The 14,770-nt window shown below is 69.9% G+C and carries 13 protein-coding genes and 1 pseudogene; 9 read left to right on the forward strand and 5 right to left on the reverse strand.

The genetic code is table 11. The annotated features are described in order from the left end of the window. Positions 1-267 precede the first annotated feature (267 nt). From WMF39_RS17220 to WMF39_RS17230, 3 genes are read right to left on the reverse strand one after another with little or no spacing between them, the layout of a single operon-like run. Positions 268-1,383, reverse strand: a complete 1,116-nt coding sequence (locus tag WMF39_RS17220; RefSeq protein WP_437746579.1) for an ABC transporter permease — start codon at positions 1,381-1,383, stop codon at positions 268-270. Next, entirely contained in the window at positions 1,380-2,882 is a 1,503-nt protein-coding gene (locus WMF39_RS17225; protein WP_437747992.1) for a sugar ABC transporter ATP-binding protein, read from the reverse strand. Before WMF39_RS17225 ends, WMF39_RS17220 begins: the two co-directional genes overlap by 4 nt. A 32-nt stretch (positions 2,883-2,914) precedes the next feature. Next, entirely contained in the window at positions 2,915-3,934 is a 1,020-nt protein-coding gene (locus tag WMF39_RS17230) for a sugar-binding protein (protein WP_437746580.1), read from the reverse strand. A 563-nt stretch (positions 3,935-4,497) separates the two neighbouring features. Here WMF39_RS17230 and WMF39_RS17235 point away from each other — a divergent pair. The 4 genes from WMF39_RS17235 to WMF39_RS17250 all read left to right on the forward strand — a co-directional run bounded on the left by WMF39_RS17235 (position 4,498) and on the right by WMF39_RS17250 (position 9,525). After that, positions 4,498-5,799 (forward strand): DUF1566 domain-containing protein, encoded by a 1,302-nt coding sequence (locus tag WMF39_RS17235; protein ID WP_437746581.1) that lies wholly within the window; start codon positions 4,498-4,500, stop codon positions 5,797-5,799. Positions 5,800-5,913: 114 nt separating this feature from the next. After that, entirely contained in the window at positions 5,914-7,371 is a 1,458-nt protein-coding gene (locus tag WMF39_RS17240) for a YkgJ family cysteine cluster protein (protein WP_437746582.1), read from the forward strand. Between the two features lie 64 nt (positions 7,372-7,435). After that, the gene (locus WMF39_RS17245) at positions 7,436-8,467 is read left to right on the forward strand and encodes a DUF2169 family type VI secretion system accessory protein (RefSeq protein WP_437746583.1); all 1,032 of its coding nucleotides are present in this window, start codon (positions 7,436-7,438) and stop codon (positions 8,465-8,467) included. Further along, positions 8,464-9,525: a beta-ketoacyl synthase N-terminal-like domain-containing protein gene (locus WMF39_RS17250; RefSeq protein ID WP_437746584.1), complete on the forward strand. Its 1,062-nt coding sequence runs from the start codon at positions 8,464-8,466 to the stop codon at positions 9,523-9,525. Before WMF39_RS17245 ends, WMF39_RS17250 begins: the two co-directional genes overlap by 4 nt. A 496-nt stretch (positions 9,526-10,021) precedes the next feature. Here WMF39_RS17250 and WMF39_RS17255 read toward each other — a convergent pair whose 3' ends face one another. Continuing rightward, complete coding sequence (locus WMF39_RS17255; protein WP_437746585.1) at positions 10,022-10,564, reverse strand: hypothetical protein; 543 nt, start codon at positions 10,562-10,564, stop codon at positions 10,022-10,024. A 413-nt stretch (positions 10,565-10,977) separates the two neighbouring features. Next, positions 10,978-11,290 (reverse strand): annotated as a pseudogene (locus WMF39_RS17260) (IS1 family transposase); the annotation flags it as partial. 89 nt (positions 11,291-11,379) lie between these two features. Here WMF39_RS17260 and WMF39_RS17265 point away from each other — a divergent pair. From WMF39_RS17265 to WMF39_RS17285, 5 genes are all read left to right on the forward strand, one after another. Further along, on the forward strand, positions 11,380-11,853 hold the full coding sequence (locus WMF39_RS17265) for a hypothetical protein (RefSeq protein ID WP_437746586.1): 474 nt from the start codon (positions 11,380-11,382) through the stop codon (positions 11,851-11,853). A gap of 177 nt (positions 11,854-12,030) precedes the next feature. After that, positions 12,031-12,753, forward strand: a complete 723-nt coding sequence (locus tag WMF39_RS17270; protein WP_437746587.1) for a hypothetical protein — start codon at positions 12,031-12,033, stop codon at positions 12,751-12,753. 36 nt (positions 12,754-12,789) lie between these two features. After that, complete coding sequence (locus tag WMF39_RS17275) at positions 12,790-12,939, forward strand: hypothetical protein (RefSeq protein ID WP_437746588.1); 150 nt, start codon at positions 12,790-12,792, stop codon at positions 12,937-12,939. Then, on the forward strand, positions 12,936-13,379 hold the full coding sequence (locus WMF39_RS17280; protein ID WP_437746589.1) for a hypothetical protein: 444 nt from the start codon (positions 12,936-12,938) through the stop codon (positions 13,377-13,379). The genes WMF39_RS17275 and WMF39_RS17280 overlap by 4 nt, the downstream gene beginning before the upstream one ends. A 1,208-nt stretch (positions 13,380-14,587) precedes the next feature. After that, positions 14,588-14,761 carry a hypothetical protein gene (locus tag WMF39_RS17285; protein ID WP_437746590.1) on the forward strand — a complete coding sequence of 58 codons (174 nt, stop codon included), beginning with the start codon at positions 14,588-14,590 and terminating at the stop codon, positions 14,759-14,761. Positions 14,762-14,770 lie beyond the last annotated feature (9 nt).

The raw sequence follows: 14,770 nt of genomic DNA on the forward strand, positions 1-14,770 counted from the left end.
TGTGACTTGCCCTGGCCGCGGTAGCGCTTCCAGTGATGTCGCTTGTTCTTGTTCTTCGGCCTGCTGTTGCCGGACAGGCCGATAGACGTCTTCTTCGTGTGTACTGACATGGACCCGTCATGGCGCCGAGACGGGGCGGGCGACAGGGGTCACGAGCTCCGGCGCCGCTCGGGCCGGACCGCCGGGCTGAGGAGGCAACGACTTCCCTGAGGGTCAGGGCGGGGCGCTCCTGGCGACATGGCGGTTCGTCCCCCATCGCCGGAAAGCTCAGACGCTCTCGCGATCGGGCGCTCTCGCGGCAGGCGGCTCCGCTGCGCTCACCGCCACGGCCGCCTGCAGGCTCGGCGCCGCCTCGGCGGCGCCCGCGGAGGCATGCCGGATGCGCCGTTTCGTCTGCACGATGTGCACGATCTGGTCGAGGATCACGGCGACGAGGATCACGGCGCCGATGATGATGAAGGTCCAGTTCGGGTCCAGGCGCCAGATGCGTTGGATGCGGTCAGCGTCCTCGTACGGCAGCTGAAACATGTTGATGCCGTTGTCGATGACGCGCATCACCGCGGAGCCGATGATGATGCCGAGCACCGTGCCTTCACCCCCGCGAAGCGAGCAGCCGCCGAGCACGGCCGCGGCGATCGCGTACATCTCGTACGCGATGCCGACCTGCTGCGACATCTGCCCGATGTACGACGCGTAACAGACGCCGGCCACGCCGCCGAGGCCCGCCGAGATCACATAGGTAGACGTCTCCACCCGCTTTACGTTGATGCCGGAGTACTCGGCCGCGTCGCGATTGCCGCCGATCGCGTAAACGTAACGGCCGAACACCGTGAAGTGCAGCGCGTAGGCCGCCACGCCGCTCACGGCGAGGAACATCAGCAGCGGATACGGGACGAGCGCGTCGCTCCCGCTCTTGAGCAGCCCGCCGTTCGCGAGGGTGAGCAGCGGCGAGCCACCGAGGCTCAGCGTGCCCCCCCCGGCGATGGTCTGCGAGACGCCGCGCAAGAACAACATGCCGCCGAGCGTGACGATGAACGGCTGCAGCTTGAGCCGCGTGATCAAGAGGCCCTGGCCGAGACCGAACAGCAGCGCCACGCCGAGCGCCACCGGAATGCCGATCCACAACGGGTAACCCAGGCCGCCGAGCTGGGTCGACGAGAGCTTGGCGATGAGGACGCCCGTCAGGCCGATCACGGACCCGATCGACAGATCGATGCCGCCGGCGATGATGACGAACCCGATGCCGATCGCGAAGATCCCGAGCATCGAGATCTGCCGCAGGGTGTTGATCGAGTTCGACTGCCCGAGAAAATCCGGGTTCGAGATGTAGAGGCCCAGACACATCACGACGAGCGCGATGGTCATCCCAAGCTCGCGCCTCACGACAGATCCTCCTTGTCGGCGTGGCCCGTCATCAAGGTCGCGATCCGCTCCTGGCTGAGCCGTTCCCGCGGCAATACGCCCTTGATGCGCCGCTCGTGCATGACGGCGACGCGATCGCTCATTCCGATGATCTCTTCCATGTCCGAGCTGACCATCAAGATCGTGATGCCTTCATCCGCGAGGGCGGTCATGTGGCGGTAGATCTCGGCTTTGGCGCCGACGTCGATGCCCCGCGTCGGCTCGTCCAGGATGAGCACGCGCGGGTTCATGGCCAGCCATTTCCCGAGCACCACCTTCTGCTGGTTTCCGCCGGAGAGGTTCACGACGGGCTGACGGATGCCGGGCGTCTTCGTCCTCAAGCGCTCCACCTCCGATTCGGCGACCCGGCGCTCCGTCTCCCTGTTCAGGAAGCCCCAGCGGCTGTAGTTGCCGATGTCGGGCAGGGAGGTGTTCTCTGCGACGCTGAGCGGCAGTACGAGGCCGTGGCGCTTGCGATCCTCCGGCGCGAGGTAGACGCCGCGGTCGATGGCGTCCCTGGGTTTTCGAGGAGCAAACTCCTTGCCTTCGAGCGTCATGCGTCCCCCGAGCGCCGGCGTGACCCCGAAGATCGTCTGCATGAGCTCCGTGCGGCCCGAGCCGACCAGGCCGGCGAAGCCGAGGATCTCCCCGCGTCCGGCCGAAAAGGAGATCTGCGCGGGCGCGCCGGGCACGACGAGCCCTTCGACCACCAGCACGGGCTCGGTCGATGTACGGGGCCGTCTCTCCGGGAAGTAGTGCGCGCTGAGCTCGCGGCCCACCATCATGGAGACGATCCGTTCGCGCGTCGCTCCCGCGCGCGTGAGGTCCCCGACGTGGCGGCCGTCGCGCAGGACCGTCACCCGGTCCGCCAGCGTCATGACCTCTTCCATGCGGTGCGAGATGTAGACGATGCCGATGCCGTCCGCCCGGAGCTTGCGGATGATCCCGAAGAGATGCTCGGACTCACCGCTCGTGAGCGACGAGGTCGGCTCGTCCATGATGAGGATGCGCGCGCTCAGGGCGAGCGCCTTGGCGATCTCGACCATCTGCATCTGACCGGCGGTCAACGCGGACACCGGGGTCGAGGGCGAGAGCCGCAAGCCCACGCGCAGGAGCAGCTCCCTGGCGCGGGCGGCCATGTCGCCCTTCGGCAGCGGACGGAGGAGCAGCCCTGTCGCGCCGCCTTCGTTGCCGAGGAAGATGTTGGCCGCGATGTCCAGGTTCGGCGCCAGCATCAGCTCCTGATGGATGAGCGCGATGCCGAGGCGCTTGGCGGCGCGCACGCTCTCGATGGCGACGTTCTTCCCGTCGATGCGGATCTCGCCTTCGTCGGGTTGCAGGGCGCCCCCGAGGATCTTCATGAGCGTGCTCTTGCCCGCGCCGTTCTCGCCCATGAGGGCCAGCACCTCGCCCGGCTTCAGCGAGAGAGAGACGCCCTGGAGCGCGACCACGCCGGCAAACCGCTTGGTGATCGCGCGCATCGCGAGCAGATCCGGAGCGGACGCTGTCACGCTCACTTCTTCATTTCGGCGAGCTGCTGTTTGAAGGTCGCCACGTTGGTCTTTTCGATCACGTCGATGCCGGTGTCGATGCTCTTGTTGGCCGGGATCTGCCCCATCGCCGTGCCGGGCTTGACCGAGAGCTCATGCGCCCACTTGCTCGCCAGGTAACCGAACTGAAACGGCTTCTGGACGACCGTGGCCGAGATCGTGCCGTTCTCGATGGCCGTGAGCGTCTCCTCTTCCTCGTCGAACACCGCCGCGAGGACCTTGCCCTTCTTCCCGAGCGCCTCGATGGCCGCCGCGATGGCGGGGCCGTTGTAAGACCACAGGCCTGCGACGAGCTTCAGGTCCGGGTGCGCGTTGATGATGTCCTCCACGTTGGAGCGCGCCTTCGCGCGGTCGGTGTTGTCCTCGCGCTTGTCGACGATCTCGATGTTCTTGCCGGCGATCGCGTCCTGAATGCCTTGCAGGCGCTGCTTCGCGTTGTCCGCGGAGAGCGTGCCGACGAACACGGCCATCTTGCCGCCGTCCGGGAGGAGCTTCACGATGTGGGCGCCGAGCGCCTTGCCGGCCTCGTGGTTGTTGGTGCCGATGTAGAGCAGTCGGCTCGACGCCGGGGCGTCCGAGTCGAACGTGATGAGCTTGCTCTTCTCGGCCACCTTGTTGAGCACCGGGACCTGATCGGCGGGCGCGATGGCGCTCACGGCGATGGCGTCGTAGCCCTGACTCGAAAGGTTCTCGAGGATCTGGTTCTGCTCCTCCGTGGTGCCGTTCGACGGCATCTTCACGTCGACCTGGACCTTGCTTTCTTGCTCGTATTTCCGGACGCCCGCCTGGGCGATCTTCCAGAACTCGGACGCGTTGTTGGTGACGAAGGCGAGCTTGACGATCTTCGGCTTCGAGCCGCCGCCCTCGGCTGGCGCGGCGGCCGGCCCCTCGCTCTTCTCGTTGCACCCCGTCATCGCGAGCAGCGCCAACAGGAAGGGCGCCACGGCCGCCCAACCCTTGCCCCAGGACTTCGTCTCTTTCACGGCTGGTCTCCTTGCTGATTCACTCTCAAGAACGTGTCGACATCACGCGTGGCGTCGCCCTTACCCGGCCGTTGTCCCCGTGATCTGCCGCAAAGCTGGCGGCGCGTTCTTCCCACAGTGCGCCCCGGTGGCTGGGGTCTACCCTCCGCGTCCCTGGAGGCCGAACCACTCCTCGATCTCTACCATCGGAATGGATCTGGAGGACAAAGGACGCCCGCGGGAATGCACTGTGAACGTTCACATTTTCGGTGTCAACTACGATCGGTGGGTGCTCTGCGCGCGGAACGTCACGGGTTAAGGCTGATCGAAGAATTGTCAGGGCACGGGAACGCGCGGTCGCCCGGTGCGTTCAGGGGCGTTGCGCCTGCCGAAGGCGCGCAGGGTCTGCGACTCAGCACATCGAGCACGCGCTGAGATGACGGCGCTGGGCGATTTCTGTCGACTGGCAGGAAGTTGCCGTTCTTCCGGTACGTGCTTTGGCGACCCTCGCGCAGCGTGTGATAGGTTGGTGCTGTTCGAACATATTTGTCTTGCGGCATTGGCTTGAGCGCGCGGAGGTGCCTGTGAATCGAAGCAAGCGGTGGGTCGTCGACGCGACCTGGGTGATGTCCGTCACCGCGGCGCGTGCCCGGACGGGGGTCGCGCTCGGCGTGGTGCTCGCGGCCGCGGCGTGCGGCCAGGAGGGCGGCGACCGCGACGCGATCGCGGGGAGCGGCGGGTGGGGGACGGGCGGCGCGCTCGCGACAGGCGGAGCCTCGGAGACGGGCGCCGGGGTCGGCGGCGCGGAGAGCACCGCGAGCGGCGGCGCGCCGGGGGACGGCGGAGCAGGCGGGGAGGGCGACGGCGCGGAGAGCACCGCGGGCGGCGGCGCGCCGGGGGACGGCGGAGCGGCCGGGGAGGGCGGTGGCCCGGGCAGCGGGGGCGCGGGCGGAGCGCCCGAACGATGCAGCAGGGCCGCGGCCTGCGGGACGCACAAGTGGGCGTGCTGGCCCATGCCCAACCCGGCGGGCAGCGGCCTGCCCAACCCCGCGAGTTATACCGATGTGGGGGGCGGCGTGGTGCGCGACGAGGTCACATGTCTCGAATGGCAAGAGACCCCTCCTTCCGAGGCGTACACGTGGGAGCAGGCGATCGGCTATTGCGACGACCTGACGCTCGGCGGGTTCTCCGACTGGCGCCTTCCGACGCGCATCGAGATGACGTCGATCGTCGACTTCACCCGGAGCCCGGCCATCGACAGGGGCGCGTTCCCGGGGGCGCGCGGGGGCTTCCACAAGACGTCGTCCGACTGGATCCTCACCATCCGGCAGGCCGGCGCCGGCGCGGGGCGCGACTATGCCTGGGCCTTCAACCTGAGCGACGGGATCGTCAGCAACGCCTACTCCAAGGCGACCGCGGCGAGCCTGCGCTGCGTGCGAGGCAACGGCGAGGGCGAGGCGCCGAGCAGCCCGGCCGTGGCCCCGCCCGACCAGTACGCCGTCGTGTCGCCCGGCGAGGTGATGGACATGTACACAGGCCTCGTCTGGCAGCAGGGGTATTCGCCGGCCACGCTCGCCTGGACCGAGGCGGAGAGCTACTGCGCGACGCTCGATCTCAACGGCCACACGTGGCGCCTGCCCAGCATCCGGGAGCTCGCGACGCTGGTCGACGAGGCGCAGGTGGCGCCGTCGATCAACCGCGCGATGTTCCCCGGCACGCAGTACGGCGCCCGCAGCAACGACTGGTACTGGAGCTCCCACGCGGCCGCGGGGAACGCCTCGGCGGCCTGGGCGCTCAACTTCGACGATGGCTTCACCGGGTTCAACGCCGGAGAGAGCGGCAAGTGGAACCATTTCACGGCCGCGTGGGTGAAGTGCGTGCGCTGAGGGCGTGGCCGCGGCCGTCGCGCTCCGCCCGGGGAGAGCGCGGCGGCGACGGCGGGCGCCGCCGCGCCTCGTTTCGGTGGCGCGCTGCCGCCGGCGTCGGATAGCGTGGCTCGGGTGAGCCCGAGCACGCCGCCGGCGCGCCCTCGCCTCGCCGCCCACGTGCTCGCGCGGCGCCACCTGGTCGGCGAGGAGGAGCGCGTCATCCTCCACGATGCCCGCACCGGGCAGCTGCTCCAGCTCGGCCCACGGGAGTGGGTCCTGCTCTCCGCGGCCGACGGGACGCGCGACGTGGAGGGCATCGTCATCGCGGCGGCCCGCGAGGGCGCACACGCGCGTGTGCCCGCGGCGCAGGCGTTCTTCGCAGAGCTCCACGCCGCGGGGCTGCTGGGAGCGGATGACGCCGGCGAGGACGCGGGGCCCTGGAGCGCCGCGGCGCCCGCGGCGCCCGCGCTCGACCCGGGGGAGCGCGATCCCCGCGAGCGCCCGCTGGAGGTGCTGCCCGACTTCAGCCTGCACTGCGACGGCCGCGGGAGCTGCTGCCGGATCTACGCCTCGATCCTCTTCGATCCCGAGGAGGCCGCGCGGGCGCGGGCATTGCGGCCCGACGTGCTGAGCGGGGGCGCGCGCCACGAGCGGGTCTTCACGCCGGAGCGCGGGACGTGGCCGTGCGCGGCCTCCGTCGTGGCGATGCGGGACGGCCGGTGCGCCTACCTCGAGGGCGACGGGCGCTGCTCGCTCCACGCGAACGGCGGGCCCGAGGCCAAGCCGCTCGGGTGCCGCACCTTCCCGACCAGCTTCGTCGACGACGGCGAGTCGGTGCGCGTCTCGGTCGCCGTGGAGTGCGCCTGCGTGCTCGCCAGCGCGGGCCGCCCCGGCGGCGCGCCGCTGCTCGATCCGCGGCTCGTCACGCGGGGAGATCTGGACGAGCGCATCGACGTCGCCCGGCTGCCGGACCGCGCGCAGGTGGCGCCCGGCGCGACCGCCTCCCGCGCCGAGGTCGTCGCCTGGTCGCGGCGCCTCGCCGCGGCAACGCCCCCGCCCGACGTCGCCGCGGGCCTCTTCTCGCTCGCCGCCGCGCTCGAGGCCGAGGGCCTCGCCGAGGGGGCGATCGCGCGCTTCGAGCGGCCCGATCCGCTGGATCCGGCGGCGATCGCGCCCTGGCTCGCCGCGCTCCATGGCCGCGCGGCGCGGCGGGCGCGCGAGGACGCCGCATGGCGGAGCGAGCGGGACCTCGCCCGGAGGGCCACGCGGTGGATCGCGGACGCGACCCTGGCGCTCGGCGAGCCCGACCTGCTCGGCGCGCTGCTCCTCTCGCCCGTGCGCGCGCCCGACCGGGAGCGCTTCACCCTCCGCGCGGCCTTGCATGGCCACCGCCTGCTCGGGGCGCTGCCGCTCTCGCTGGCGCTCCGCGATCGCGCCGTGCGGCTCGTCGTGGCCCGGGCGCTGCCGGCGGTCGTCGCCGGGGAGGGCGCGGACGACCCGGCCTGCGCCGAGCCGATCGCGCTCGTGGAGGCGGCGCTGCGCGGCCACGGCCTCGACGCGTACGCCGCCGAGGCGGCCATGGCCGGGTGATCGCGCGCGCCTCCGTCGAACTCGGAGAGACATCGCCTCCGATCCTGTCGATAATGCGCCCGCGATGAGCCAGCCCCCGCTCGACAACAAGACGGACTTCGCCGCGCACCCACAGCTGCTCGTCGACCGGGACGGCGAGCAGCTGGTCACGATCGTCAAGGCGAGCTTCGAGCTCCAGGGCGACGGCAGCCTCGAGCTCGCGCCCCCCGAGCGCACGCGCGGGGTCCGCCTCGCCGACCTGCCCTGGGAGGAGAAGAAGCCCGAGAGCGTCGCGTACCCCGCCGACGTCTGCCTGTTCAAGCCGGCGACCGACGTGATCTTCGTGGCCACGGCGTACGCGCCGAACGGCAAGGCCGTGCCTTCCTTCGACGTGCGCGTCGAGGTGGGCCCGCTCAGAAAATCGCTCGTCGTGTTCGGCAAGCGGCTCTGGGTGGACAAGGGCGCCGCCCTCACCGCGCCGGCGCCCATCGAGCAGATCGACATGCGCTACGACCACGCCTGGGGCGGGCGGGACGACGACGATCCCGCGGCGCCCCTCGAGGAGCCGCGCAACCCGATCGGCACGGGCGTCACGCGCGCGCCGGCCTCGCTCACCCACCAGCCGGCGCCGGCCATCGAGGACCCCTCGTACCCGATCCGGACCGCGAAGACCGCGCCGCCGCCCGCGGGGATCGGGGCCGTCGGCCGGCACTGGGAGCCGCGCCGCGCGTATGCAGGGACGTACGACGCCGCGTGGCGGGAGAACCGCGCGCCGCTCCTGCCCGAGGACTTCGACCACCGCTTCAACCTCTGCGCCTCGCCGGGCCTCATCGCGGATCCGCCGCTCGCGGGCGGCGAGCCGGTGCGGGCGCTCAACCTCACGCCCGAGGGGGCGCTCAGCTTCGAGCTCCCGAAGGTGCAGGTCGAGATCGAGTTCCACGTGAAGGACCGCGCGCCGGTCGCCTTCGCGCCGCACCTCGACACCGTGCTCGTCGACCTCTACGCCTCCGGCCCGCAGAAGCCGGTGGCCGTCGAGATGGTCTGGCGCGCGCACGTCAAGGCGCCCCGGCGGATGAAGGACGCGCGCGTGATCGTGCGCGAGCGGGGGCGAGCGTGAGGCCCCTCGCCGTCATGGTGGCCGCGGGCGCGGTCACGCCCGTCGGGCTGCGCTCGATCGACACCGCGTTCTCGCACCGCGCCTCGGCCGCGGCGATGCGCGAGTCGCCGCTCGTGGACGGGCAGGGCGAGCCCGTCACGATGTGCTTCCTGCCCACGCTCGATCCGCGGGTCACGGGCGCGGCGCGCGCCGTCCTGCTCGCGGAGCGCGCGCTCGGCGAGGCGCTCGAGAAGCTCGGCCCCGCGGCGCGGGGGCTGCGCATGCAGATGGGCCTGTGCCTCGACGAGCACCTCGGGCAGCGGCCGCCGGGCGGCGAGGCCCCGGCGCAGCGGGTCGCCGCCGAGCTCGCCGCGCGGGCGCAGTCGTACGGGGGCGCGCCGGAGATCGCGGTCAAGGTCTCGACGCGCGGCCCCGCCGCGCCGGGGTTCTTGCTGCCGGAGCTGTGCGACGCGCTCGCGCGAGGCACGATCGACGCGGCGCTGCTCGGCGGCGTGCACACCGACTACGACCCGGCGCGCATCGCCGCGCTCGACGCCGCGGGCCGGCTCTTCCGGCCGGACAACCTCGACGCCCTCGTCCCCGGCGAGTGCGCGGCCTTCGTGGTCCTCGCGCGCCCCGACGTCGCGCGGCGCGCGCTCCTCCGCGAGCTCGGGCAGATCGTCGGCCTCTCCACCGCGCACGAGCGGGCCCGCCCGGACAACGACGAGTCCGCGTTCCAGGCCACGGGCCTCACCGCCGCGCTCCGCGCCGCGCTCGCGCCGCTCGCCGAGCGCGGGCTGCGCGCCGGCTGGGTGCTCACCGATATCACCTTCGAGACCTTCCGCCATTTCGAGCTCCAGGCCGCGTCGGTGCGCACGCAGCAGCTCTTCTGCGATCCGCAGCAGCTGGAGTGCCCCGCCCAGCGGATCGGCGCGCTCGGCGCCGCGGCCATGCCGCTGCACCTCGCGATCGCGTCGGAGGCGTTCGCGCGGGGCTTCGCGCCGCACCCGTGTGCGGTCTCCCTCGCCGGGAGCGACGGCGGGGAGCGCGCGGCGATGGTGGTCGTGGCGCCGGGGTGACGGCGCAACCTGGCGGACCAGGTCCAGGTGCAGCCGCCGAACGGGACGACCGCCGAACTGTGGCGCCCGCGCAAGATGCGTGCTTCGGCCGAAGGTGGGGTCTTTGGAACCGCCGAGCGCGCCACGGACGCCGAGAAAACCACAAAAATTGGCGTCTTATGTGTAGGCGCCTTCTGCGCGGGTTGCCTCATTTGCGAGACAATCAAAGCCAAGCTAGTCAGATGCTTCTTTCGGACACGCAACTGCCGCAGTGACGGCGAATGATTGATTACCTCTCTGGCTGGAGCGTATACTCGATCGATGCTGTCGCCGTTCTAGGCTAGACCGACGAAGCCGGGCTGTCCGAAGGCCTGAGCCGCATTCACACTACGTTCGTGGCGCCGCGTCTGGCGAGGATGCGAGGACGAGCGGGTCCACCCTTTCGCTCACGTGCGCGGTCTACGTCAACGTGACGGAGGGCTCGTTCGACGCGCCGTTCGTCAAAGGCGAATGAGGCTCACCGGCACGGGAAGTCGTCGAAGTGGCCGCAAACGGATAGGTCGGTGCGGCCAGCGCCCACGGATAGATCCCACGCGATTGCCGAAGGCGTACCGACGTATGGCTCGATCGTGAGCGTGCCGGTGATGGGATCGGGCTGCAAACCCATGCCGGCCTGCGCCATGCCGTGCGGCGTCTCGACACCGAGCGTAAACGTTCCCGGCTGCCCGTCCCACATCACGATCCCGAACACGAGCACATCGTCCACGATGGTCGCCGGGGCCAGACAGCCGGAGCCGGCCGGCCAGATCTCCACGAAGAGCGTGGAGGTGGCGGGCTCGTCGTCGCAATCGATGTGGCTGTAGGTCCGATCCGGCGGCACCGTCCAACCGGGTGATGAGGACGAGCCGCTGGTGTCGCTGCTCCCGGCGCCTGGTGCTGACGTTCCGCCGTCGTCGCCGTCGCTCGCGCCACGGCCGTCTTTGGGAACGATGACGGTGCTGTCGCAGGCACTCGCGAAGAGGAGCGCACCCAGGAGGACCACCCACACCATGCGGGCCATAGTATGAGCCGCCTACAACCCACAAACAAGCGGCAATCCCTCGGGTTCGTCGAAGAGCGACAACTGCCTCATCGACCTCGGTTTCGGCTCTGGCGGTGGCTCTGACGGCGTAGGCGCCACAGGCGCAGCCGGTGCGCCCCCGACCAGCCGCAGGAACCCGCGCCCGTTCGGTAACGCCATAGAGCATCAAATAGGTTGAAAGTTGCATGGTTTCAATGGTTTGCGAGACTCGATCGATCTGCCGGGAAGCAAGCTACAAGGCCAAGGAATGCGGAAAGGAGAGCAACCGCAAGGGCACAAGGGGCGCAAGGGACCAGAGACGAGAACTTCTCTTGCCCGCCCCCTTGCGCTCCTTGCGCCCTTGCGGTTGCTCTTCCCTTCTGCTGATTTTCTCGGGACTCCAACGTGATCGGTGCTCTGGCGGGCGCCGTGGGCGCGCCAGCGGGCGGCTCGGGCAACCTGAGCGCCCTTGGCTTCGGGGCTCGGTGGGCGCCGCCGTGACGAGCTCCTCCACATTCCAGATGGGATCGGTCAGCCCGGCCTCCATGGCGGGGCGTCACGCGCAGCGCCTCGTGCGGGCGGCAGAACTTGTAGAACCCCATGCGGAGCGCGACGGCCGCCTTGTGATGCGGCAGGCGCTTGCTGAAGCCGCTGCAGAGCCGCGTGAAGCGGCGGATGTGCATGCGGATCGTGAGGTTCTGCACGCTCCACGTGCGACGTGCTCGCGCGCGCGTTTGCAGCCTGTTTGACGGCGTTTTCGCGTCGTCGGTCGCGAGCGCTGACGGGCAGCGCGGAGCCCATGGTAGCATTACGACATGCGCGTGCGGCTCACCATGGATACCGATGGCGGTGGTCGCACCCTATGGATGCTCGCGGAACTCGAGGAGCCGCCGGCTGTGGGCTCGATCCTCAAGGAGGAGGGCGAGGAGCGCGAGTGGCGCGTGCTGAGCCTGGACTACGTCGATCCAGAGGCCGATGCCAACGAGGCGCTCGCCGAACGCCGCGCGAGGGCCGATGCCGAGGAGAAACTCGCCGAGCGCGAAGCCGAGGTGGAGCTGAGCGTAGCCTCGAAGTTTGAGGGGGCTCGGAGCACGAATTTTGAGGGATGCACTGCGTCGCACATCACAAGCGGATGTTCAGATTTCGCGCCGGAAGTGCGTCGAGTCGCGCCGAACCCGGCTCGCCCGGCGCGATGCTCGACGTCGGCCCCGCCGCGAAGCGCGGCAGGGCCGCCGTCCGAGCCCTCAAAAAACAAGCTCCTTGACATTCACGTTCCCGCGAATTCGTAGCGTCCCGCGAACTCGTGCTCTTGCTAGCGAGGTCGGAACGATCGACCAGGTGCGTCAACCATCGGGCGACCGTGCGGACGCACAGAGGAATGACGCGGAGCGTCCCTCAATCAATTTGGTGCTGACGGGGCGAAAGTCCCTCCATCCTTATGCTCATGCTCAGAGCGGCTCGTCGCCGTGCTCTCCGCCGACCGTGCCGCCGTGCGTGCGCTGGTGGAAGCGCTGCCGAGATGCGGCACGGATCACGCCGAAGAGTATGAGGCCGCGGCGACCACCGAGATGCGGTGGGATGAGATGGGCTCGCGCGTCGAGCTCTCCGACGGGGGCCGCCGCAAGGAATCGACGGACCTGCCGTACGCCGCCCCGCTTCGCGTGCTGCTCGAACGGATGAAGACGTGGGGCGATGCGGTGGATGCGCCGGGTGAGCCGATGCCGAGGGAGCCCGCCGACGCCCCGGACCCGCGCTGGTCCGCTGCGCTGGCGCAGCACGCCCGCGAGCTCTGGGAGGACTGGGAGGGCGAGGCCGCGAAGCCGATCCTGGCCGCGCTCGCCGTCGGCGTGGCCACCAAGCGAGAGGCGACGCTGGTTCTCACCGCACGCGGATACAAGCCCGGCCGAGTGAGGCGCGTGCTGTCCGCCGAGGTGGCGGAGGAGCCGCCGCCCACGCCCGAGGACGTCATTGCCCACATGCGCGACGTGGCGATCCGCGTGGCGGCAGGACGCGCCCCAATACCGGAGCTCGACTGGGACGAGTTCTTGGAGCGGAGCGAGCGGCTCGGAAGGGCTGCGTTCGTGATCGCTGAGCCGATACTGGCCCCGATGGAGCAGCGCGAGCAGGAGGTGGATGATGGCAGTCCGGACGACGCCGACCGCTCCGACGTTGAGGAGACGGACCGTTAGAAGGACATCGACCGGCGCGAGGACGGCAACGATCTCATGACGCAGGTCATCCCAGAGGCGCACATCGCCTGCATCGAGCCCATGAAGCTGGGCGGGTGGGACGTGGAGGAGGAACCCGTGCTGCGGGCGTGGCTCATGCACCGGAGCGACAGTCAAGACGACCCGGGGCCCATTGCTCAAAATTGAGCACTACCGCCGTCGTCGTCCTGGAAGCCGTCGCGATCCTCGGCGTTGCCCGGGCACTGATGGCTGGCGTCAGGGACCTGGTCGATGTCGTTGTCGGGATCCGGGCAGCCGTCGTCGTCCTGGAAGCCGTCGCGATCCTCGGCGTTGCCCGGGCACTGATGGCTGGCGTCAGGGACCTGGTCGATGTCGTTGTCGGGATCCGGGCAGCCGTCGTCGTCCTGGAAGCCGTCGATCGTCTCGGCCTCGTCCCGACACCTGTCGCGCCCGTCGGGGATCCGATCGCCGTCGGTGTCGGGATCGGGGCAGCCGTCGCGCTGCCGCCGGCGAAGCCCCAGCTGCCCGTTTCGCGCAAGCAGCGGACCGCGAACGACACTGACTGGACGGCCACGACCGTCGCTGGGTTCTCGTTCCTGTTCCACTTCGGCGCCCGCCGCCGGTAAGGCGATCGCACCGTCGTGGAACCCGTCGTCCTGGATCCCGTCGCGACCCGTCGTCCTGGATCCCGTCGATGAGCAACGCCCAGGTGGGCGGCGCCGCCGTTTCCGGCGCCGCCCATGTTCAATCCCGCTACGCCGCCCTTGACGACGCCGGCCCCTGAGGCGGCCGGTTTCCGTCGTTGCTACAACAAAGGTCTTCAAGAGGACCCGAGCATGAAGGGGTCGGTCCGGTGCACCGCGAAGATCGGTCCAACGGCGAGGTGCCATCGGCGAAGCCCTCCTGCCTCTCCGGGACGATGCGCGCCTGGTCGTGGTGCGGGTCCAGAGCGCGCAGTTCGCGCCGCCCGAGGACGGCGCGCCGGTTGTGATTTCTGTCACTTTCGTGAGCCAATAGCCCGAGGCTTCCCGCGTCCGTGGACAAGACGCAATCGTCTCTCCTCGTCTGAAGGTGAAGGGCGTGCTGACGTCGCGCATCCAACCCTGCATGAGAGGCAGGAGAGAACCAGTCCTTGACCGGACTCGTTCTCCCTTCACCAACCTGAAGGCACGGTTGTTGCGCTTGCACCTGACTTGACTTCCGAAGCCGTCAACAGGCGGCTGTTTCGGTAATACAAAAAAATGGGCCAACCCGTGCCCGCTAAGCTTCGGGTTGGCCCAGAAAGGGATCCTCTATGCGGACCTCTCTCGGTCGAATTTTGCCTTCGAACCCTGAAAACATCAAGATCGATGGGGCGCCGTGATGGGCGGCGACGCACTCTTTTTGCTTGGCGTGCTCGTCGGCATCTGGCTGTCGCGGTGGTCCGGCTCCTCTGGCGGTTCTTCTGGGAGCCCTCGTCAGCTTCCGCCTTGACCCCTGCCGACCTGGCTGGAATCCGCCAGCCAGGTCGGAGGCATCGTCTCCTGAAGACGGAGTAAGCCGACACGCGAGTTGGGTGCATGATTCTGCGCGTGCGCGCCAGGCCTCGGACACGTGTCCGGTCAAGGCCCCCAAGGCCCATTGCTCAAAATTGAGCACTACCCGGCGCTGGTGGTGGATCTGACGGCGGCGGGGGCTCCGGCTCCGACGGCACGACGGTGGGCGCCCACAGGCGGCGGCTGCGGAGCGGCGGGTGCAGACGGCGGGAAAGCCTCTGCGCCGCTGCGGCGGTGCGACGTGGGCTCCCTTACGCGCCTGCGCCGTATCCGACACGCCTTCGCCCAAGACCCCCGTCATGTACACCAGCCAGCTCCTTCTGCTCATCGTCCGCTGCATCCCCATCGCCATCGAGGTCGACCGCCTCATCCGCACCGCCCGCGCCGATGGTCGACCCGTCGACCGGCGCGATCTCGTCGTCTGCCTGGCGAAGTTGCTCGGTCGGGTCGCCGGGCTCCTTCCCGACGAGTAGCCCCTCCGG

The sequence above is a fragment of the Sorangium sp. So ce1504 genome (genome assembly GCF_051521635.1).
Lineage (GTDB): Bacteria > Myxococcota_A > Polyangia > Polyangiales > Polyangiaceae > Sorangium > Sorangium cellulosum_B.

What these genes read in the sequence shown, in the direction of transcription:
- WMF39_RS17245 (WP_437746583.1), top strand. Translation starts at nt 7,436, where the DNA reads ATGAGCCAGCCCCCGCTCGACAACAAGACGGACTTCGCCGCGCACCCA.
- WMF39_RS17255 (WP_437746585.1), bottom strand. Translation starts at nt 10,564, where the DNA reads ATGGCCCGCATGGTGTGGGTGGTCCTCCTGGGTGCGCTCCTCTTCGCG.
- WMF39_RS17275 (WP_437746588.1), top strand. Translation starts at nt 12,790, where the DNA reads ATGACGCAGGTCATCCCAGAGGCGCACATCGCCTGCATCGAGCCCATG.
- WMF39_RS17285 (WP_437746590.1), top strand. Translation starts at nt 14,588, where the DNA reads ATGTACACCAGCCAGCTCCTTCTGCTCATCGTCCGCTGCATCCCCATC.
- WMF39_RS17265 (WP_437746586.1), top strand. Translation starts at nt 11,380, where the DNA reads ATGCGCGTGCGGCTCACCATGGATACCGATGGCGGTGGTCGCACCCTA.
- WMF39_RS17225 (WP_437747992.1), bottom strand. Translation starts at nt 2,882, where the DNA reads ATGCGCGCGATCACCAAGCGGTTTGCCGGCGTGGTCGCGCTCCAGGGC.